This is a genomic window from Rhizobium sp. ARZ01, from assembly GCF_014851675.1.
In the GTDB taxonomy this organism is placed as follows: Bacteria; Pseudomonadota; Alphaproteobacteria; order Rhizobiales; family Rhizobiaceae; genus Mycoplana.
Genome location: NZ_JACVAE010000001.1, coordinates 878,043 through 898,774, shown reverse-complemented (window position 1 = coordinate 898,774; position 20,732 = coordinate 878,043). Strand labels below are relative to the sequence as shown.

14 protein-coding genes and 1 riboswitch are annotated in these 20,732 nt (G+C 61.9%); of the genes, 3 read left to right on the top strand and 11 right to left on the bottom strand.

Annotated features, from left to right (window positions below; translation table 11 throughout):
- Positions 1-119: 119 nt before the first annotated feature.
- Together IB238_RS04235 and IB238_RS04230 are read right to left on the bottom strand one after the other, a co-directional pair.
- Complete coding sequence (locus tag IB238_RS04235) at positions 120-3,755, bottom strand: AAA family ATPase (protein ID WP_192243855.1); 3,636 nt, start codon at positions 3,753-3,755, stop codon at positions 120-122.
- Positions 3,755-5,032, bottom strand: coding sequence for a DNA repair exonuclease (locus tag IB238_RS04230; RefSeq protein ID WP_192243853.1), 1,278 nt, complete (start codon positions 5,030-5,032; stop codon positions 3,755-3,757). The genes IB238_RS04235 and IB238_RS04230 overlap by 1 nt, the downstream gene beginning before the upstream one ends.
- 228 nt (positions 5,033-5,260) lie before the next feature.
- Here IB238_RS04230 and IB238_RS04225 point away from each other — a divergent pair, with 228 nt between their 5' ends.
- Entirely contained in the window at positions 5,261-5,740 is a 480-nt protein-coding gene (locus IB238_RS04225; RefSeq protein ID WP_192243851.1) for a MarR family transcriptional regulator, read from the top strand.
- Between the two features lie 83 nt (positions 5,741-5,823).
- Here the strand turns inward: IB238_RS04225 and IB238_RS04220 are convergent, their stop codons facing one another.
- The 6 genes from IB238_RS04220 to IB238_RS04195 form a co-directional block, all read right to left on the bottom strand.
- Entirely contained in the window at positions 5,824-8,016 is a 2,193-nt protein-coding gene (locus IB238_RS04220; RefSeq protein ID WP_192243849.1) for an esterase-like activity of phytase family protein, read from the bottom strand.
- Between the two features lie 101 nt (positions 8,017-8,117).
- Entirely contained in the window at positions 8,118-9,029 is a 912-nt protein-coding gene (locus IB238_RS04215; protein ID WP_192243847.1) for a DMT family transporter, read from the bottom strand.
- An 85-nt stretch (positions 9,030-9,114) separates the two neighbouring features.
- Positions 9,115-9,262: riboswitch (FMN riboswitch) on the bottom strand.
- 118 nt (positions 9,263-9,380) lie between these two features.
- A complete protein-coding gene (gene hupB / locus IB238_RS04210) occupies positions 9,381-9,656 on the bottom strand; it encodes a DNA-binding protein HupB (RefSeq protein ID WP_108001199.1) in 276 nt (91 codons plus the stop codon).
- A gap of 208 nt (positions 9,657-9,864) precedes the next feature.
- On the bottom strand, positions 9,865-12,291 hold the full coding sequence (gene lon, locus IB238_RS04205) for an endopeptidase La (RefSeq protein ID WP_192243845.1): 2,427 nt from the start codon (positions 12,289-12,291) through the stop codon (positions 9,865-9,867).
- A gap of 368 nt (positions 12,292-12,659) precedes the next feature.
- On the bottom strand, positions 12,660-13,937 hold the full coding sequence (gene clpX / locus IB238_RS04200; protein WP_192243843.1) for an ATP-dependent Clp protease ATP-binding subunit ClpX: 1,278 nt from the start codon (positions 13,935-13,937) through the stop codon (positions 12,660-12,662).
- A gap of 291 nt (positions 13,938-14,228) precedes the next feature.
- Positions 14,229-14,861, bottom strand: a complete 633-nt coding sequence (locus IB238_RS04195; protein WP_192243841.1) for an ATP-dependent Clp protease proteolytic subunit — start codon at positions 14,859-14,861, stop codon at positions 14,229-14,231.
- Between the two features lie 308 nt (positions 14,862-15,169).
- Here IB238_RS04195 and ggt point away from each other — a divergent pair, with 308 nt between their 5' ends.
- Together ggt and IB238_RS04185 are read left to right on the top strand one after the other, a co-directional pair.
- The gene (gene ggt, locus IB238_RS04190) at positions 15,170-16,927 is read left to right on the top strand and encodes a gamma-glutamyltransferase (protein ID WP_192243839.1); all 1,758 of its coding nucleotides are present in this window, start codon (positions 15,170-15,172) and stop codon (positions 16,925-16,927) included.
- 57 nt (positions 16,928-16,984) lie between these two features.
- Positions 16,985-18,232 carry a cytochrome P450 gene (locus IB238_RS04185; RefSeq protein WP_192243837.1) on the top strand — a complete coding sequence of 416 codons (1,248 nt, stop codon included), beginning with the start codon at positions 16,985-16,987 and terminating at the stop codon, positions 18,230-18,232.
- A 93-nt stretch (positions 18,233-18,325) separates the two neighbouring features.
- On the opposite strand, the gene IB238_RS04180 is transcribed toward IB238_RS04185, so the two are convergent.
- The 3 genes from IB238_RS04180 to IB238_RS04170 form a co-directional block, all read right to left on the bottom strand.
- Positions 18,326-18,670, bottom strand: a complete 345-nt coding sequence (locus IB238_RS04180) for a cupin domain-containing protein (RefSeq protein ID WP_192243835.1) — start codon at positions 18,668-18,670, stop codon at positions 18,326-18,328.
- An 88-nt stretch (positions 18,671-18,758) separates the two neighbouring features.
- A complete protein-coding gene (locus IB238_RS04175; RefSeq protein ID WP_192243833.1) occupies positions 18,759-20,042 on the bottom strand; it encodes an O-acetylhomoserine aminocarboxypropyltransferase in 1,284 nt (427 codons plus the stop codon).
- A 194-nt stretch (positions 20,043-20,236) separates the two neighbouring features.
- Positions 20,237-20,665, bottom strand: coding sequence for a CoA-binding protein (locus IB238_RS04170; RefSeq protein ID WP_192243832.1), 429 nt, complete (start codon positions 20,663-20,665; stop codon positions 20,237-20,239).
- Positions 20,666-20,732 lie beyond the last annotated feature (67 nt).

Below are 20,732 nucleotides of genomic sequence, written 5' to 3'. Positions count from 1 at the left end.
AACCATTGGCGGTTCGTCAAGTCAACCCCGGCGCGGCGAATGTGCGTGCTATCCGGTTACCTCCAGCGTCGCATTCCCCGGCGGCTTTGCAGTCGAACAGCGGCCGACGACCGATTGATCTAGAGATCGTGGATGACCACCTCAGGGCAGGCTTTTCGAGCGATGTCGCGCAGGTGCTGGTGGTGCGTGAGATAGATGACCTGACCGACCTTCGACATGTCCGCCATCAGGCGGAAAGCATTCAGCGATCGGTTGTCGTCGAAGGTCTCCATGATGTCGTCGGCGATGAACGGCAGGATCTCGCGATTGGCGGCGACCTCGTGATATCCGGCAACCCGGAGCGCAAGGTAGAGCTGGAAGCGCGTGCCCTTCGAAAGTTCTCGCGCGAGTTTCGTACCGCCCGATGCGGCGGTTGCGACCAGGATTTCCTGCTCCTTCTCCACGACCGTGGCGAGCCCGCTGTATTCGCCCGCGCTGATCGTGTGGAACGCCTCCGATGCCTGGCGCATCATCGCGCTGCGGTGCCGTTCGCGATAGAGCCGCAGCGCCGCCTCCGCCGCCGCAATGCCAGCCCTCGTGGTGAGATAGCCCTTGGCCCGTTCGGCCAGGTCAATGATCAGCGTGCGACGCCGCTCTTCGAGCGCTGCGACGGTTCCGTCCCCGCCGATCGCAGCCAGCGCATCCGCCGCCTTGATCTTGGCAGCGTGATAGTTCTGCACTTCGCGATCCTGATCTTCGTGCCTGGAGCGAAGTAGCCCGAGTTCGGCAACAAGTTCGCCTTCGTCGGTTGTCAGGAGCTCGACCTCCGCCTCATCCGCCGATGCCACGAGCATGCTGCGCGCAAAATCATGGGCCGCCTCGTCAGCCCGCTCGCGCAAGTCCTCGCGCTTGCGGTACTGCTCCAGGACGAAGGATGCCTCCGTCAACGTCTCGCAATTGAGCGTCGTGCAGATTTCGCGCGCACGCCCGGCATGGATCGCCCGACGTTGGTCGAGTTCGCGCCCCTCCTCCTCCAGCTTTTCCAGCTCGGCCCACAGCCGTTCGCCCCGGGCCTCCTGCTCCTTTGCAGCACGGAGACGGTTCGCCAGCCCCAGTACCAGGGCGAGCGGCTCGCTCGACTGCGCCTCGCCCACCGTCTCCGCAAGCTCGCGCGCCATGCGGCTGTAGTCCGCCTGATCGCGTCGCATGCCGTCGATCCGGCGGTCGAGATCCCGGCGGGAGTCGACAAGTCGCGAGATCGCGTGGATCGTCGGCAGCAAGGCGCCCGCCCGCGAAGCATCGATTGCTATGCCGGAATTCGAAAGCCAGGTATCGGCGCAGGCCTTTTCCCATTCCTGCTGCCAGGTCTCGATCCCCGCCTCGGCCGCTTTTCGTGCCGCCTCACGCTCGACGCATCGCGACTCGGCCTGAGCCAACGCCTCCAGTGCAGTTCGACGCTGCGCACGTTTTTCGGCAAGTGCGCTGGCATAGTCCTCGGCGCGAACCAGCAGTTCATCGATGGCAGCTGCCGAAATTTCCGGCTCGGGTTGGTCGAGCGCCTGCGAAAGGCGTTTCCCCGACTCCTTCGCCTCGCCCCTGGCGACGGCAAGGGCAGCACGTTGCTCCGAGAGGAAATCCGCAGCCTCGATTGCTCCAGTCCGGCGGCTCAGCCAAGCCTCGATTGCATCCAGCTCCGCATGGGATTGGTCCAGCATACCGGCGATCGCCTCCCCATCTGCCTCATCGAGACCATCATCCGTCTCGTAGGCCACGGCATTCGAGGCTGCGGCCCCCAGCGACACGGCAGCATTCCTGCGCAAAATAACCCTGACGGCGGCGCTTGCTCCTCCGCCCTGCGCATCCTGCAATCCAAGACGCGCGGCGATGCTCCCTATCCGCTCGGCAAGCGCCCTACTCTCGGTCTCGATATGTTGAAGCTCCGAAAGCAGCGTATCGAGTCGCGCCTTGTTTTCCGCAATCGCCCGTTCGGTCAGACGCATTTCCGACAGCCTGTCCACCTGCACAAGCCTAAGCTCGACAGCGCGATCGTCCTGACGCAACGCAGCCTCGAACCGATCGGCAGTCGCCGCATCGAGCGTCGTGCGGTGCTCTTTCCATGCCTGGTCCCGCGCGCTGCGCAGCGCGAACGCCTCATCGTCGCCAACCAGCGCCTCATTCTGTCGCAGCCTTTCAAGACCAGCGCACTGGCTGGCGAGTTCCAGCGTCACGACGCGAGCGGCATCGCCGACTCTCAACGCCGCATCGGTATGGCGACGCAGCGCCTGTCGGAGCGCTTCGATCGCCTCCCTGCCGGGAACGTCCAAGGCGCGCAGACCGTCGATATCGCCGCCCCAGGACGCCAGCTGGTGCAGGGCAGTGGAAAGCGCCGCATCGGCGATGGCCGTCTCTCGCTCGGCATCGCGAAGCCGCGTGGACAGCGCATTCTGTTTCGCCGCGCGCACCAGCGTCATCAACGCCAAACGATCATCGTCCGTGCCCGGGTCTTGTTCCGAGATATCGAACATTGCTGCCTTCGCACGTGCTGTTTCGCGGGCACGCACCGCTTCTTCCGCCTCCCGCCGTGCCGCAACGATGCGCTCATCGAGACCAGACCGCCTGGCGACCAGTGCCGAAAGCGCCTCAGCCCGGTCCGGTGCAAGTTGCAGGGCGATGGCATCGACGTCGGGAGGGAGTTGCACCAGGCTCCGCTTTTCGGCGATCTCGGTATCGACGCGCTCGCGCTCGGCAATGCGGCCGGTCAGGTCCATTTGCGCGGTCTGGTAGCGCGCTTCCAGAGGAGACCCGGCCAGGGACATGATCTGCGCCTCTGCAAGGAGCACGGTGGGATCGGGCGCGATCTCGTCGAGCGCCGCACGGCGCTGCTCCCGCTCGGCGGCAAATCGTTCTGTGCGGGCGGAAAGCTCGGCCGCGTCGCGCAAGAGCTGGTTTACAAGCCCGCTCCATTCCTTCGGCGGGGTCTCGCCAAGATCAAACTCGGCAAGACGTGCCCGGATCTCCTTCAGTCGCGCGTGCAACGGCATCGCAGCCAGTCGGCGCTCCAGTGCCTTGAGCGCCGCATCCGTTTGCGCACGCGCTTGTTGCGCCGCCTCGTAGCGCTCGGTGGACGCCTCCAGCTCGCGCGTCAGTGCCTTGTAGGAACTCGCTGCAACGTCGATGGCCTTGCGCTCCTCGCGCAGCGCCTCGATCTCCGCTTTCTTCGCCCCAAGCTCGTGCTTGCGCGCCTGCGGGCGAAAGAACGCATCCGCCTCCGACTTCAACCGCTCCAGGGCCTGACCGATGTCCGAAAGTCCGGAACTTGCGGAAAACAAGAGCGCCCCAAGTTCGCCTTCGCTTTTCAGGATGCCCTCGCCGCCGCGCTCGATGCTGTCGTCATCGAGCGAAAACATCATGCGGTAGGCCTGCCGATCCATCGTGCCGAGCACCGGGGCAAACAGCGTGTCCGGCATGGTCCGATCGTCCGGGCCGACGAGGGAGCCCTGACGCCGCTTCAGCCGGGCGATCTCGTGGCGCTCGGCTCCGATCATGACATCGCCGCCGATCCGCATCGTCGGATAAGGATGGAGAAAGCCGTAAGCGCTCTGCGCCTCGATGCCGAAGAGCAGATCGAGATAGGCGGAAAACAACGTCGACTTCCCCGCCTCGTTCGGGCCGTAGACGAGGTGGAAGTCCGGCACGCCCGGGCGGGCATCGCCGAAGTCGAGCTGTTTGTCGGTAAACTTGCCGTAGCGTGAAAGGTCCAGACGATTGAGACGCATCAGGCGCTGTCTCCCTCACCGACTGCCGCGAGCTTCGGCAGGATTTCCACCACGCCACACTCAGCCGCACTTGCAAGCAGCGCCGCCTCGGCGGCCTCCTCGGCTCCGAGCAGGTCGCGGACCTCGCGGGGTAGTTGCGACATCAGGCCCGATAACGTCTCGCGCAGTTCCTCGCGGTAGGCATGCGAAGGCACGATCTCGCGCTCGATGATTTCGGCGAGTTCGGCGAACGCGCCGATATCCGCCTGTGCTTCATCCCCGCGCGGCTGAACGACCGAGAGCTCGACGGTCTCGATCCAGCAATCCCCGACGCTTTCGGCGACCGACTGCAGTTCCGCCGCCAGCAAATCATGGTCGCGATGAAGGCGCCAGGCGAGCGGCGTGGTCCCGGAGAGCATGATCCTGCAGATCAGATGGTCCGCACGCGCCCTCTCCTTCCGCTGTTCCAGTGCGGCCCGAATGTCGCGCAGCATCGATGCCCAATCCTCGACGCTGCCGAGGTCAACCGTCAGGCGTTCGAACGCAGCAATCGCCAGGAAGCGCTCTTCCGCAGCGAACGTGCCCTCATCGCTGACAGTGACGAGGGTTACGGATTTCGCATCGGCCTCGTTGATGTCGCGCCCCTGAGGAATCCCGGGCATGACAATCATCGGGTTTTCGCAATGGACGGCGCGCTGGTGGATATGGCCGAGCGCCCAATAGTCGAAACCGTGCGCCACTAGGTCGGCTACGCTTGCCGGCGCGTATTTGTCGTGCCGGCTGGAACCGGCAAGGCTCGTGTGCAGCATGCCGATGTTGATCGCATCCGGCACCGGCGCCTTGAAGCTCGGGAGCAGGCTCGAGGGCGCATGCGGCTGACCAAAGCTGACGCCGTGCACATGGACCTCCCGGCCGTTCGCCAGTGCCCCTGCTCTTACTGTGCGGCCGCGTCCGTCGAAGACCTGAACATTCGCCGGGAACGTCAGTTCGCGCGTGATCTGCGATTGTGCGTCGTGATTGCCGCGGATGATGAACACGCGGATGTCGGCGGCCTCCAGACGCCGCATCTGAGCCACCAGGAACAGGGCCGTCGCCATCGAGGTCTGCGAACCGTCATAAAGGTCGCCGGCGATCAAGAGAACATCGACCTGTTCGGAAATGCACAGATCTACGATCCGCTCCAGCGTCCGCCGGGTGGCACCGCGCACCAGTTCCGCCAGTTCCCCGTTGCGCATGGCAAGTGAAGCAATCGGCGAATCGAGGTGAAGATCGGCAGTGTGGACAAAGCGGAAGGGCATGCCCGACATTCCCCTGCACTTCCGGCGGGGTCAATGCTCGAACGACTGGATCCCCGGGTTATACGCTACTCAATGCGGTCATCAGGGCGGAAACATCACGCGCGCCGCCGCGCCCGATGTTGTTGTTATCGAGCGTTGATCATCAATTGTTCAACGTCTGAGTTGAAGTTCGATTGGAATGTGTCAATTCTTTTGACATGGTCCCTCAATATCCTTATGTTGCGGCTCATGAATGACACGGTCGAACTCGCTCACGGCATGTTCAAGCTCTACCATCAGGTCAGCCGCCTCGTGAACGAGGCGATGATGGATGAAGGCGTGTCGCTTGCCCGCAGCAAATTCCTGTTTCTGCTATCTTGCGAAGGACCGCAGCGCTCGACGGACATCGCCGCGACGTTGGGTTTCGCGCCGCGGACCGTGACCGAGGCGATCGACGGGCTGGAGCGCGACAAGCTGGTCGTTCGCGAACCCGATCCGAAGGACCGCCGTGCGAAGATCGTCTCCATCACGGAAACGGGGCGCGCGGTCATAAACGCCGCCCTGGAGCCCAAAGAGAAGGTCGTGAAGGCGATCTTCGACATTCTGGAAGATGGGCAGAAGACCCAACTTGCCGAAATTCTCGAATGTCTCAGCACGCGGACGCTGGAACTCCAGCGCGAAAGGGACGAGGCCACGCCCGACCTGCCGGAAACGCGCGCTATAGGCTGATTGGAACGGCCGCACTACCCGGCCGGTCGGCAATCATCTGCAATGCGAAGGCCGGGAGTTCCCGACCTTCGCATTTTGTGCCATTACATCGCGTTCATCGGGCCGACGCTGAAGAACAGCGTCTCGCCAGAAGAATCGTCCACGCCGTCGTTGTCGGTCACGACATAACCATTGCCCGCGGCATCGATCGCAAAGCCTTCCACCTTATCGACCACGTAGCCGTTCAACGCATTAAGGTCGGGTATGAAGTCACGCACCTCTTCCTTCCTCACCACTGGAAGCGGCTCACCGAGCTTTGATGGCTGCAGGTCGGACAGCGGCACGCGGTACAGCTTCTTCAGCTTGGCGTTCTTGCCGATCAGGTTGTCGCGCTCGATAACATAAGCGTAGTCGCCGCTGATGGTGATCTCGGAAATCCCCACCCAGCCGTCGCCCGCCTTTTCCAGCGGGTAGCGCACTGCACCCCATTCTTCCGTGGAAGGCTTGTAGGATACGAGTTTGACGAAGCCCTTCTCGTCGTCCTTCCACTCGCGCTGCACAGCCATCCAGAGCACCATCTCGTCGCCCTCGCCGACCGTCGTTATCCCCTCGAAGCCAAAACGGGTTTCACCGGCGCGCAGTTCGGCAGGGATGGCGATCTCCTTCTTGATCTCGCCCTTCTTGTTCACGCGCAGCAGCGCGTTTGCATAGAGCTTGTCGGCATTGCCTTCCGAGGCGAGCCAGAAACCGCCCTCCCCGTCGCCAACGATGCCCTCGATGTCGAGCTTTTGCGCCGGTGCGCCGTCCCTGGTGATGGTGAGCTTGTCGGTGATCAGTGCCGGCTTCTGCGTCGCGTCGATGGTGAAGATCGCCGGATCCAAAGAATAGACCGAGTCACTGACGGCAAAGAGCTTGCCCGGCTCGTCCTTGGCGGCGGCCAGTCCGGACAGTGCGCCGAAGCCGACCGGCAGGCCGTCCTTGTCCGCCGACCTTATCTGCGGATAGGCAGCCGTACCCTCTGCACGCTCATAGATCATCACGTGCGAACGAGCACCGCCGTCCTCGACGAGATCGGTCTCATTGGCCGTGATAAACAAGTTTCTACCGGGAATGGCGACGGCGCCTTCCGGTCCGATGCCGGATGGCAGAAGCTGCAGCAGTTCCGGCTCGGCGCCGGTATCCTTGTAGACGCCGACGATCGATGCGCGCTCGGAAAGGACGAAGAAGAGATTGTCATCGCCAAACTTCGCCGCCTCGAGGCCCTCCGGCTCGACGCCCTTCGAGTTGCGCTTGTCCGGGTAGTGACCGATCGAGGCAATCGCATATTCGAACGATGGGCCGCTCTCATGGAGCACCTTGCCGGTCTTGTCGAAGATCGTGAAACCACGGCTGCCACCTTCGTAGTCGCCCTCGTTGGCAACCACCAGGCGGTTGTCGTCGAGCCATTTCACTGCGTCGGGCTCGCGCTTCTGGCCTTCCTTCTTTCCGGTGAAGGAAATGGCGCCGTCCTTCTTGGTGTCGATGTTCTGCAGGTCGACGGAGCCAGCGGAGAAGTGCCCCTTTACGGCACCGCTCTTGCGGTCGACGATGACGATATGGTTGTTCTCCTGCAGGGTCAGGGCAATTTCGTCCTGGCTGTTGAAGGAGACGAATTCAGGCTCCGGATCCTCATCGGCAATTTCGGCGAGCCCTGTCAGCGCGACGTGCTTGATGGTCGCACAATCCGGCGCACCGTTCTTCAGCGACAGGATGACCAGATCGCCCGCCGGCATCTGTGGTAGAGCACCGTCGTTGAGGTCTTCATCCCGCTCGTTCTCGATCGCGATTGCGGCAAGCGTCCCGTCCTTGTTGATCGCAATCGAATCCGGCTGGCCACCGAGATCACAGGTCGCGTCGACCTTCTTCGTCGCGATGTCGACCGTCGCCAGCAGGCCCGAGGGCTTGACGAAGCTCTCACGGGTATTGACCGCGACCAGCGCCTTGCCGCCGACGACCGCAACCGAGGTGGGCTCGCCTTCGAACGAGACGGTCCCACCGGCCTTGGGCGCCTTGGCGTCGGTGATGTTGATGAAGCCGATCGCCTTCAGCGGGCTATCGGAATAGACGAGCGTGTTGCCGTCTGCCGTCGCTGTGATGATCTCCGAGGAGGTCGGCGTCTTGGGATCGACGCCATTGGGCAGATTGTCGGCAACGGCAAAAGATGCAATGCGGTTGAAGACCGGTTCGGCTGCTGCCGGAAAGGCCGCGGATGCGAGGAGAACGGCGGCAAACGCCGTGCGCAGTGATCGCTTGGTCATGAAATATCCCCATGTGTCGGACACTCGAAACACGGGGGTTCTGCGCGATGCGGATGACAGGCGCATGACAGGCGTCCGTCTTTTACACTGTCAGCTGCGCTTCAAGCGGAGGCACCGGCCGACATTCCCTCCCGCTGCATCTCGCTGCGCATGATGAAAAGCGAAGCACCGAGGATCAGCAAAGCGCCAAGCCAGAGGTAACCGGTCGGTGCGTAGCCAAAGACGAGCCAGCCGGCGAAAACGTTGAGCGGCAGCTTCAGATCATCGAAGGGCTGAACATAGGCCGCATCGGCGACCGTGTAGGCGAGCGTGAGCAGATACTGCGCCAACGCCGTCAGCAATCCAGCAAGCAGAAACAGGCCAAGTGCCATCCCGCTCGGCACCGCGAATCCGGCAGCCAGCGCCAAAGCGCCATTGATTGGCGTCAGCAGCACAAGCAGCCAGATGGTGATGGTTTCGGGGCGCTCTGTACCGGTCAGGTTCTTGGTGATGAGCGACGATGCACCCCACAACAGCGCGGAAAGTACCGGCAGCAGCGCAGCCCAGGTGAATCCATCAGACCAGGGCTGGAGAATGATCATCGCCCCTGTGAAACCGACAGCCGTCGCGGCCCATCTGCCGGGACCGACCCGCTCACCGAGAAAAAGTCGCGCGCCGAGAATGATGAAGAACGGCGACGTCATCACCAACGCGATCGCCTGCCAGATCGGCACGGAGGCAAGCCCGGCGACCCAGGCACCGACACCGAAGGCGGCGAACGCCACCCGAAAGACATGCTGCCAGGGATGAGCGGTACGCATTGCCGAAAGGCCGACCCGACACAGGAAAGGCAACGAAAAAGCGAGCGCGAAGGCATATTGCCAGAAGGCTGCGGATGATGAGGGAAAGCCGAGCTTCATCGTCAGCCACTGCGTGACGACGTTGAGGATCGCAAACGCGATGCCGGCAAGCACCATGAAGGCGGCTCCGGCCACGGCTCGGGAATATGAAATGCCGAGGATAGTCTGATTCATGTCATGCATCCGCAACGCAAGGACCAACACAAATCAGGACGCATGAACGCAAGACACGCGACAGGTTTCCCTGCCCCGCGGGTGCTTTCATTCTCTTTCATCCGGACTTTAACCGTCGGCTCCGGAGTTGCACCGGATCTGCTGACCCTCTCCGGCGGACCGGCAAGGCGCTCGCGGGCTTGGGCAATCCCCTTACCGCCGGTGGGGACTTTCACCCCGCCCTGAGAACGGGAAAGCCGTAGAGCAAACCGCAGGAGCCTGCAAGGCCCCGAAAATGCAAAAGGGTTCGGCTAACACCGAACCCTCGATACCCGGGCGGCCGGCCTCGTGCCCGGCCGCCAAGCAAACTCATCAGCCGTTAACGGCGTCCTTCAGGCCCTTGCCGGCAGAGAACTTCGGCACGTTGCGGGCCGGAATGTCGATCTCTGCGCCGGTCGAAAGGTTACGGCCCTTCGAGGCTTCGCGGCGCGATACAGAGAAATTGCCAAAACCGACGAGGCGAACGTCGCCGCCGTTCTTGAGTTCGCCCTGGATCGTCTCGAATACAGCGTCGACAGCCGACGCGGCATCCGTCTTCGACAGGCCGGACTTCTCAGCAACTGCGGAGACGAGTTCGTTCTTGTTCATGTTTCCACCCCTTTCATACGGTTCGAAACGACTCATATACAAGTCGGGGGCAGAATACGCATCGACCTTGGCGCTGCAACGGGGTCTCAGGCAGAAACGTTGAAATTCCGGGCTTTTCACAGCCTTTTTCAACGAAAAAGACCGGCGCTGCGGCCGGTCTTCCTTGTTTCAGCCCGAAAGTGGGCCGATTTTGAGCTTTCGTTTACCCTCAATGGGCAATTGCGGCTCCGGTTTCGTCAACCGATTCGACGGTTGCAACGGTCTTTGTTTCAATCATCGACGGATCCCATTCGATCGGCTCCGGCTTGCGGACCAGCGCGTGTTCGATAACCTCGCCCATGCGCGAGACCGGAACAATCTCCATGTTGTTCTTCACGTTATCAGGAATCTCCGCCAGATCCTTGGCGTTCTCTTCCGGAATCAGCACCTTCTTGATGCCGCCGCGCAGAGCCGCAAGCAGCTTCTCCTTCAGGCCGCCGATCGGCAGTACCCGGCCGCGAAGCGTCACTTCGCCCGTCATCGCAATATCCTTCGAAACCGGAATGCCGGTCATGATGGAGACGATGGCGGTGGCCATTGCGATGCCGGCCGACGGGCCGTCCTTCGGCGTCGCACCTTCCGGCACGTGCACGTGAATATCGGTCTTGTCGAAGCGCGGCGGCTCGATGCCGAAATCGATGGCACGCGAGCGGACATAGGATGCCGCCGCCGAAATCGATTCCTTCATGACGTCCTTCAGGTTGCCCGTCACCGTCATGCGGCCCTTGCCGCCCGGCAGGCTCACGCCTTCGATCGTCAGCAGTTCGCCGCCGACCTCGGTCCAGGCAAGACCCGTGACAACACCGACCTGATCCTCGCGCTCGGCTTCGCCGTGGCGGAAGCGCGGTACGCCGAGGAAATCGTCGATGTTCTCCGCCGTCACCTCGACCTTGGTGGCCTTGCCCTTGATGATCTCGGTGACCGCCTTGCGGGCGAGCTTCATCAGCTCGCGTTCGAAGTTACGGACACCAGCCTCGCGAGTGTACTGCTGGATCACCGCCATCAGCGCATCATCGGTGACCGAAAACTCCTTGGCCTGCAAGGCGTGATCGCGGATCGCCTTCGGCAGCAGGTGCCGCTTGGCGATTTCCCGCTTTTCGTCCTCGGTGTAGCCGGCGATGCGGATCACTTCCATGCGGTCCATCAGGGGTGCTGGAATGTTCAGCGTGTTCGCCGTCGTCACGAACATCACGCTCGACAGGTCATATTCAACCTCGAGGTAATGATCCATGAAGGTCGAGTTCTGTTCCGGGTCGAGCACCTCGAGCAGAGCCGACGACGGGTCGCCGCGAAAATCCATGCCCATCTTGTCGATCTCGTCGAGCAGGAAGAGCGGGTTGGACCTCTTTGCCTTCTTCATCGACTGGATGACCTTGCCGGGCATCGAGCCGATGTAGGTGCGGCGGTGACCACGGATCTCGGCCTCGTCACGCACGCCGCCGAGCGCCATGCGGACATATTCACGTCCCGTGGCCTTGGCGATCGACTTCGCAAGCGAGGTCTTGCCGACGCCCGGAGGACCGACGAGGCACAGGATTGGGCCCTTGATCTTGGTCGAGCGAGCTTGCACAGCCAGATACTCGACGATGCGCTCCTTGACCTTGTCGAGACCGAAATGATCCTCGTCCAGGATCTTCTCCGCATTGTTCAAGTCGGCCTTGATCTTCGACTTCTTGTTCCAAGGGATGCCGGTCAGCCAGTCGAGGTAGTTGCGAACGACCGTCGCCTCTGCCGACATCGGGCTCATCTGCCGCAGCTTCTTCAGCTCCGCATCCGCCTTCTCGCGGGCCTCCTTCGAAAGCTTGACCTTGGAGATCTTCTCTTCCAGTTCGGCCATCTCGTCGCGGCCATCCTCGCCGTCGCCGAGCTCCTTCTGGATCGCCTTCATCTGTTCGTTCAGGTAGTACTCGCGCTGGGTCTTCTCCATCTGGCGTTTTACACGCGAGCGGATGCGTTTCTCGACCTGCAGAACCGAAATCTCGCCTTCCATGAAGCCGAGCGCCTTTTCAAGGCGCAGCTTGACACTGGTCGTCTCGAGCATCTCCTGCTTTTCCACGATCTTGATGGAGAGGTGCGAGGCAACCGTATCGGCCAGCTTCGAGTAATCCTCGATCTGGCTCGCGGCGCCAACGACTTCCGGCGAAATCTTCTTGTTTAGCTTTACGTAATTTTCGAATTCGGAAACGACTGAGCGCGAGAGCGCTTCGATTTCAACCGGATCCTCTTCGGGCTCGGGCAGCACGTGCGCCATCGCCTCGTAGAAGTCCTCGCGGTCGGTGTAGCCGTCGATCTCGGCGCGTGCGCGGCCCTCCACCAGAACCTTTACGGTGCCGTCGGGAAGCTTGAGAAGCTGCAATACATTCGCGACCGTGCCGACCTTGTAGATCGCATCGGGTTCCGGATCGTCGTCACTGGCGTTGATCTGGGTGGCAAGCATAATCTGCTTGTCCGTTCCCATCACCTCCTCCAGCGCGCGGATGGACTTCTCGCGGCCAACGAACAGCGGCACGATCATGTGCGGGAACACCACGATATCGCGCAGCGGCAGAACCGGGAAAGCCAAGCTTTCGTGCGCGCCAGACGTTTTCTTCGTCATGTCATGTCCTTTCCAACTTCCCGTTGCCGGGAGCTGATGCCGGGCGCCCTGTTGCGCTTAGTCCGGCCCTCTTTTTCCACCCTCAAGTGGAGTACTGTTAACTACTTTTCAAGCCCGCTGGGAAGTCACCACGAACACCTTACCCAAAGAACGAACGCTAGGGGCGGTACCTGTTGCGGAGCTTGAGGACGTCTCCGCGCGCGGCCCGGCCACGAGAATTGGCCGGAAGAACAGCCGCCAGCCACATGCCCTTGATTCGGCCCGTGAGCGCTTGCACAAGCGTTCACGACATCCAACGCAATATTCTGGCGTACGCCCGATATGCGAAGACCCGCCTGTGGCGGGCCTTGCATGAGCGCAGCAGGAAATCAGGCGGATACGTTCGCCTTTTCCTCCGAACGCTCGGAGTAGATGTAGAGCGGACGGGCCGATCCCTTGACGACCTCGTCGGAAATGACGACTTCGCGCACGCCTTCCAGTGTCGGAAGCTCGAACATCGTGTCGAGCAGGATCTTCTCCATGATGGAACGCAGGCCGCGCGCGCCGGTCTTGCGGACGATGGCCTTGCGGGCGATCTCGCGCAGCGCGTCCTCGTGGAAAGTCAGTTCCACGTCTTCCATCTCGAACAGGCGCTGATACTGCTTGATCAGCGCGTTCTTCGGCTCGGACAGGATCTGGATCAGCGCATCCTCGTCGAGGTCTTCCAGCGTCGCCAGAACCGGCAGACGGCCGATGAATTCCGGGATGAGGCCGAATTTCACCAGATCCTCCGGTTCGAGGTCCCGCAGCACTTCGCCGACGCGGCGGTCTTCCGGGGAACGCACCGTCGCACCGAAACCGATCGAGGTCTTTTCGCCACGGGCGGAGATGATCTTGTCGAGGCCGGCAAATGCGCCGCCGCAGATGAACAGGATGTTCGTCGTGTCGACCTGCAGGAATTCCTGCTGCGGATGCTTGCGGCCCCCCTGAGGGGGAACCGAGGCAACCGTGCCTTCCATTATCTTCAGCAGGGCCTGCTGCACGCCCTCGCCCGAAACGTCGCGGGTGATCGACGGGTTGTCGGACTTGCGCGAAATCTTGTCGACTTCGTCGATGTAGACGATGCCGCGTTGCGCGCGCTCGACGTTGTAGTCGGCGGCCTGCAGGAGCTTCAGAATGATGTTTTCGACGTCCTCACCGACATAGCCGGCTTCCGTCAGCGTCGTGGCGTCGGCCATGGTGAACGGCACGTCGATAATGCGGGCCAGCGTCTGTGCGAGATAGGTCTTGCCGCAGCCGGTCGGACCGACGAGCATGATGTTCGACTTCGCCAGTTCCACGTCCGAGCCTTTAGCGGCGTGCGCCAGGCGCTTGTAGTGGTTGTGCACGGCGACCGACAGGATGCGCTTGGCCTGCTGCTGGCCGATGACATATTCGTCGAGGACTTTGATGATATCCTGCGGCGTGGGTACGCCGTCACGGGACTTCACCATCGAGGTCTTGTTCTCCTCACGGATAATGTCCATGCACAGCTCTACGCATTCATCGCAGATGAACACGGTCGGCCCGGCAATCAGCTTGCGAACCTCATGCTGGCTCTTGCCGCAGAATGAACAGTAGAGAGTGTTCTTCGAGTCGCCGCCGTTGCTGCCGCTGACTTTGCTCATATCACTTTCCTTCCGGCATGCCGTACAGACCGTTTCAAGGCTGTGCGGACCACTCAACCCACCCGGAGGCCCGGCGTGCACTGCCGGCCCATCAAGGCTCTTTGGGGTACTGGCCGGTCGGACAAGAACAACTCCCGACCGGTGGCAACGAATCCCCCACCAAACCGCATGCTAGATGCATCAAACCAACATAGCATTAACGGCCATTATTAACGTCTTTGGCGCGCGGATAAAGCCCATGGACCATTACAAATGCGTCACACCGCACAATCCGCGTCCAAGCCCTTGAAATCAAGCGCCTTCTGAACCTTCGACCGCCTCGCGCGTCGTGATCACCCTGTCGATCAAGCCCCAGTCCAGAGCCTCGTCAGCGCTCATGAAGTGGTCGCGATCCAGCGTCTGCTCGACTTCTTCGTAGGTCCGCCCGCAGTGCTTGACGTACACTTCGTTCAGGCGGCGCTTCATCTTGATGATGTCCTTGGCATGCCGCTCGATGTCCGAGGCCTGCCCCTGGAACCCGCCGGATGGCTGATGGACCATGATGCGTGAATTCGGCGTGGCGAAGCGCATGTCTTTGTGACCGGCCGCGAGCAGCAGCGAGCCCATAGAGGCAGCCTGACCAATGCACAGCGTCGAGACGGCGGGCTTGATGAACTGCATGGTGTCGTAGATCGCCATGCCGGACGTGACGACGCCGCCGGGCGAATTGATGTAGAGCGCGATCTCTTTCTTGGGGTTCTCCGCCTCGAGGAAGAGCAACTGCGCGCAGACGAGCGTCGCCATGGAATCTTCGACCGGTCCGGTCAGGAAGATGATGCGCTCCTTCAGCAGGCGGGAAAAGATGTCGTAGGAGCGCTCGCCGCGATTGGTCTGCTCGACAACCATCGGCACGAGGCCCAGGGCGGTATCAACGGGATTTCTCATGGCAAACCTTTTTCAGTGTGGTCCGAAACCCTTGCGAAGCGCCGGGAATCAACAGTTTTCATATTCCCTACATAGAGTGTCCAGGCGCCCCACTTCAAGACACGCAGGAACTTTGGCGATGGTCAATGCCAGATTGCGGTTAACCGGCGAAGCCCCAAACCCGATATCCACAGCGCAATGGGCCGCGAGCGTAAAGGAAGCATGAACCGACGAACCCCAGGTGAGCGCGGAATTGCTCCGCCCGGTTGCCGATTGCCACCCCGGCACCCACCGTTCATAGTATTGCGGCCATTTCGAGGGAGGCTTTCATGCCGACGAAAATTTTCGCATGCGCAATGGCAGCCCTATTCCTGACATTTTCCCCGGCCTGGCCTCAACAGGCTTCGGATACAACAGCACCGGAACACGCGACTGGTGAGACCACTACGAAGATCGTCTCAGCCAAATCCTACATGGTGGCAGCCGCCAATCCGGTCGCAGCAGCGACGGGCGCGGAAATCCTTGCGCACGGCGGCAGCGCTGTCGACGCGGCGGTGGTTGTGCAGACGATCCTCGGCCTCGTCGAGCCGCAGTCATCCGGCCTCGGCGGCGGGGCCTTCCTCGTCTATTACGACGCAGCAAAGAAACGCGTGACGACGCTTGACGGGCGCGAGACCGCGCCACAAAGGGCTACTCCCAAGCTCTTTCTCGATGAAAAAGGGCAACCGCTGGAGTTTTTCGATGCCGTCGTCGGCGGTCGATCGGTCGGCACGCCCGGCACTGTCATGCTCCTGCAGGACGCCCACAACAAATATGGAAAGCTCGACTGGAAGACGCTGTTCGAGCCCGCTGCGGCGCTCGCCGATGCCGGGTTTACCGTGTCCCCGCGTCTGGCCGCGCTGATTGCGGCGGAGGGCGACAAGCTCAAGACCTACGAGAAAACGAAGGCCTACTTCTTCGATGCGGCCGGCGCGCCGCTCAAGGCCGGCGCACTCCTGAAGAACCCGGATTATGCCGAAACGCTGCGGGATATCGCCATGAACGGTGCTGACGCCTTCTATAGCGGCCCGATCGCCGAGGCGATCGTCGATACCGTGCGGATGGCTGCCGGGAACCCCGGAGTGCTGGCGTTGGACGACCTTGCACTCTACCGTGTCCGCGAACGGCCTGCCGTCTGCATCACCTACCGCGCGCATGAAATCTGCGGCATGGGGCCGCCGTCCTCAGGCGCGGTCGCTGTCGGCCAGACGCTCGGCATGATCGAGAATTTCGACATCAAGGGGCTCGGCAAGGACAATCCGCAAAGCTGGCGGATCATCGGTGATGCCCAGCGCCTCGCCTTCGCCGACCGAGGTCGCTACCTCGCGGACACGGACTACGTACCGGCACCGATCAAGGGGCTTCTGGAGAAGGACTATCTGGGCAAGCGCGCCGCCCTGCTCGACGGCGACAGGGCGCTCAGCGATGAAGCGGTTCTCCCCGGCGAGCCGGAGTGGGACCATGCGCAACTGTTTGGCACGGATACGTCTCTCGAACTCCCATCCACAAGCCATTTCGTCATCGTCGACAAGGACGGCAACGTCGTTTCCATGACAACGACGATCGAAAACGGCTTCGGTTCACGACTGATGACCAACGGCTTCCTGTTAAACAACGAACTGACCGACTTTTCTTTCGATACACACGAGAACGGCGTCCCGATCGCCAACCGTGTCGAGCCCGGAAAGCGGCCGCGCTCGTCGATGGCGCCGACGATCGTGATGAAGAACGGCAAGCCACTGCTTGCGATCGGCTCGCCCGGCGGCAGCCAGATCATTGGCTACGTCACCCAGGCGTTGATCGCCTATATCGACTGGGGCATGGATGTCGGCCAGATCGTCTCGACGCCGCACCTCCTCAACCGCTTCGGCACGTTCGAGATTGAAGCCGGCACGGATGCGGAGAAGCTGGCAGAGCCGCTGAAGGCTCTCGGTTACGAAGTGAAGGTGGGCGAAATGAACTCCGGACTCCAGGCCATCGAGATTACACCCGACGGCTTAAAGGGCAGCGCCGATCCGCGCCGCGAAGGCATCGCCGTCGGAAGGTAGGACAGCAGCCCGATCCCGGGCCTTCCGTGCTGCCGCGAATTCGGCTAGGTCTCCTGCATGACCAAGCAGTTTCCGTTTCTCTCTATCGACGCTGCCGCTCGCAGCGTTTCCCTCGACGCCCGCGATCCCGCCTTCTATCGCGATCCCAACCCGGTCTACGCAGCGCTCCACGCACACGCCCCGACCTTCTGGTGGGAGGAGCAGAAGCAGTGGTATTTCACCGGCTATGATCAGGTGAATGCGCTCCTGCGCGACCGCCGTTTCGGCCGGCAGATCCTGCATGTAGCCAGTCGCGAGGAACTCGGCATGCCGGCGCCGCTGCCGCATCTGAAGCATTTCGACGCCGCCGAGGCCTGGTCGCTGCTGGAGCTGGAGCCGCCCGAGCACACGCGCCTTCGCACCCTCGTCAACCGCGCCTTCGTCTCGCGCCAGATCGACCGCCTGCGCCCCGAGATCACGGATCTGACAAACAAGCTGGTCGACGGCTTTGAGAAGGACGGCAAGGTCGAGTTGCTGTCCGCCTTCGCCGATATCGTGCCAGTGACGATGATCGCCCGGATGATCGGCATTCCGGACGAGATGGGGCCGCAGCTCTTGAAGTGGTCGCACGCCTATGTGCGCATGTACATGTTCGGGCGCACGGAAGCCGACGAGCATGCCGCGGACAAGGCCGCGGCGGAATTTGCCGACTACGTGCGCTCCGTCATCGCCGAGCGCCGCGCCAATCCGCGCGACGATCTCCTCACCCACATGATCCACACCGAGCACAAGGGCCAGCTTCTCACCGACGACGAGTTGATCTCGACGACCATCGTGCTGCTGAATGCCGGGCACGAGGCGACGGTGCACCAGATCGGCAACGCCGTGCGCAGCATCCTCGACAGCGGCCTTTCGACTGAGACCATGTTCGCCGACGAGAAGACGACGGAGCGCACGGTCGAAGAAGCCCTGCGCATCTGCGCACCTGTCCACATTTTCCAGCGCTATGCGCTCGAAGATGTCGACGTGGAGGGCATCCCCTTCAAGCGCGGCGACAAGGTCGCGCTGATCCTGGCCGCCGCGAATCTCGATCCGAAGAAATTCAGCGATCCCCTCACCTTCCGCCCTGATCGCGACGAAGGCCCGAACCTCTCTTTCGGCGCCGGCATCCATTTCTGCATCGGCGCGCCGCTGGCACGGCTGGAGCTCAACATCGTGCTGCCGGTCCTATTTCAGCGATTGAAGGGCATGCGGCTGGCCGAAACGCCCGTTGTCAAGGACGTCTACCACTTCCATGGGCTGGAGCGGCTCGATCTGGTATGGTGACGCGTCTAACGCCGCGCGCCTACTGGCTTGCGGCGTTAAGGGGATGATTCAGCGAAGCTGTGAACCGAAGCAGTCGACTTGAATGCGTCCGGATTAGAGCCGGATCACGTAGTCTTTCCGGGTCGTTTCAACGACTTCCCAGGTTCCCTTAAAGCCCGGCCTGAGGATCAGTCGGTCTCCTGCTTTGAGGTGCAGCACCTCTCCATCATCCGACGTGACGATCGAGTGACCGGAGAGAATGTTGAAATACTCCCACTCGTCATACTGGATGCGCCACTTGCCCGGCGTGGATTCCCAGACGCCGCAGTAAATGCCGCCATCGGCCTCCTCGAGGTTCCAGGTGCGGAATTCCGGATTGCCGGAAATGAGCCGCTCTTCGGCCGGCCGGCCGATTTCCGGTTCGATGGCTGCGATGTCGAAGCCGATAGTCTTGCTCATGGTATATCCAATCGCCGTGGCCGCTCGGCAACCCGCGCCGAAGACTGTCGATCCTCCAAGCGGGCTGCCGGGTCTGATGGAAAAACGCTTATGCCTTGGCGAGCGCCTGCTCGAGGTCGGCGATGATGTCGGCGACATCCTCGATGCCGATCGACAGGCGAACGACATCCGGGCCCGCTCCTGCCGCCGTCTGCTGCTCGGGCGAAAGCTGACGGTGCGTCGTAGACGCCGGATGGATGACCAGCGAGCGCGTGTCGCCGATGTTTGCGAGATGCGAGAGCATTTCCAGCCCTTCGACGAAGCGCTTGCCTGCCTCGTAGCCGCCCTTCAGGCCAAAGGTGAAGACGGCGCCTGCGCCCTTCGGTGAGTAACGCGTCTGCAGCGCGTGGTTGGGATCGCTTTCCAGGCCGGAATAGTTCACCCAAGAAACCTTGTCATGTGACTTCAGCCACTTGGCGACAGCGAGCGCATTGTCGGAGTGGCGCTGCATACGCAGCGGCAGGGTCTCGATGCCGGTCAGGATCTGGAAGGCATTGAACGGCGAAATCGCCGGCCCCAGATCGCGAAGGCCCAGCACCCGGCAGGCGATGGCGAAGGCGAAGTTGCCGAAGGTCTGGTGAAGCACCACGCCAGCATATTCAGGCCGCGGCTCGGAGAGCGCCGGATATTTGCCGGATGCCGACCAGTCGAACGTACCGCCGTCGACGATGATGCCGCCCATCGAGTTGCCATGTCCGCCGAGGAACTTCGTCAGCGAGTGAACGACGATGTCTGCGCCATGCTCAAACGGCCGGACGAGGTAGGGTGTCGCCATGGTGTTGTCGACGATCAGCGGCAAGCCGTGCTTGTGTGCGACCGCTGCGATTGCCGCGATGTCGACGAAGGTGCCGCCGGGATTGGCGAGGCTTTCGATGAAGATCGCCTTGGTCTTGTCGTCGATCTGGCTTTCAAAGCTTTCAAGGTTGTCGGTGTCGGCCCAGCGGACATGCCAGTCGAAGTTCGCGAAGGAATGGCCGAACTGGTTGATCGAGCCACCATAGAGCCGGCGGGCGGCGATAAAATTGTCGCCCGGACGCATGATCGTGTGGAACACGAGGAGCTGGGCGGCATGGCCGGACGCCACTGCCAGCGCAGCCGTGCCACCCTCGAGCGCTGCAACGCGCTCTTCGAGCACCGCCTGGGTCGGGTTCATGATACGGGTGTAGATGTTGCCGAAGGCCTGCAGCCCGAACAGCGACGCGGCATGGTCGGTGTCGTTGAAGACGAAGCTGGTGGTCTGGTAGATCGGGGTCGTACGTGCACCCGTCGTCGGATCCGGCGCCGCGCCGGCATGGATGGCGAGCGTTGCAAAGCCCGGTTTGTTCTTCGTCATATCGAAACCTCCCTTGGCATGCCCCTGCTCCAAAGCGGAAAACATGCGCACATTCAAATCGTTCAGCGCCAGCGCGAGCCGACCCAACGCCCGGCACTATTCCAGACCGGCTGGAGCCGGTCAAAGAAAGTTTTTCCGTGAAACAGCAATGTGTTGGCAAGTTCGATCGGCCGTGACGCGGGCGAGGCGAACCGTTATCCGATCAACCGGGGATATTCAATTGCCGGGCACCGATCCATCACAACCTTGATCCCGGCCGCCTCGGCACGGGCGGCGGCCGTGTCATCGCGCACGGACAACTGCCCCCAGATCGCCTTCGGCAATGGCGTCACCGCAAGCACCTCGTCAATGACGCCCGGCAAGGCTGAAGCCGCGCGAAAGACGTCGACCATGTCGATCGGCTCCGGGATATCGGCGAGCCTGGCGTAAACCTTCTGGCCATGGATCTCCTTGCCCGCCTGGCCGGGATTGACCGGGATCACGCGGTACCCCTTGCGAAGCAGGAAGGCCATGACACGGTTGCTCGGCCGCTCCGGATTGGGCGACGCGCCGACCAGTGCGATGACCTTGGTTTCCCGCAGTATTTCGGTGAGAAAGTAGTCCGTGTAGCTATCGTGACTCATGCTGCCTCCAATTGACGCACAGCATGTGGAGGCCGCGGCGCATGTCAATATGCAATTAACGTAACGT

Bases quoted from the DNA above. Each gene is read 5' to 3' on its own strand.
- IB238_RS04235 (WP_192243855.1), bottom strand. From the start codon at position 3,755: ATGCGTCTCAATCGTCTGGACCTTTCACGCTACGGCAAGTTTACCGAC.
- IB238_RS04195 (WP_192243841.1), bottom strand. From the start codon at position 14,861: ATGAGAAATCCCGTTGATACCGCCCTGGGCCTCGTGCCGATGGTTGTC.
- hupB (WP_108001199.1), bottom strand. From the start codon at position 9,656: ATGAACAAGAACGAACTCGTCTCCGCAGTTGCTGAGAAGTCCGGCCTG.
- ggt (WP_192243839.1), top strand. From the start codon at position 15,170: ATGCCGACGAAAATTTTCGCATGCGCAATGGCAGCCCTATTCCTGACA.
- lon (WP_192243845.1), bottom strand. From the start codon at position 12,291: ATGACGAAGAAAACGTCTGGCGCGCACGAAAGCTTGGCTTTCCCGGTT.
- IB238_RS04175 (WP_192243833.1), bottom strand. From the start codon at position 20,042: ATGACGAAGAACAAACCGGGCTTTGCAACGCTCGCCATCCATGCCGGC.
- IB238_RS04185 (WP_192243837.1), top strand. From the start codon at position 16,985: ATGACCAAGCAGTTTCCGTTTCTCTCTATCGACGCTGCCGCTCGCAGC.
- IB238_RS04180 (WP_192243835.1), bottom strand. From the start codon at position 18,670: ATGAGCAAGACTATCGGCTTCGACATCGCAGCCATCGAACCGGAAATC.
- clpX (WP_192243843.1), bottom strand. From the start codon at position 13,937: ATGAGCAAAGTCAGCGGCAGCAACGGCGGCGACTCGAAGAACACTCTC.
- IB238_RS04220 (WP_192243849.1), bottom strand. From the start codon at position 8,016: ATGACCAAGCGATCACTGCGCACGGCGTTTGCCGCCGTTCTCCTCGCA.
- IB238_RS04215 (WP_192243847.1), bottom strand. From the start codon at position 9,029: ATGAATCAGACTATCCTCGGCATTTCATATTCCCGAGCCGTGGCCGGA.
- IB238_RS04225 (WP_192243851.1), top strand. From the start codon at position 5,261: ATGAATGACACGGTCGAACTCGCTCACGGCATGTTCAAGCTCTACCAT.
- IB238_RS04230 (WP_192243853.1), bottom strand. From the start codon at position 5,032: ATGCCCTTCCGCTTTGTCCACACTGCCGATCTTCACCTCGATTCGCCG.
- IB238_RS04170 (WP_192243832.1), bottom strand. From the start codon at position 20,665: ATGAGTCACGATAGCTACACGGACTACTTTCTCACCGAAATACTGCGG.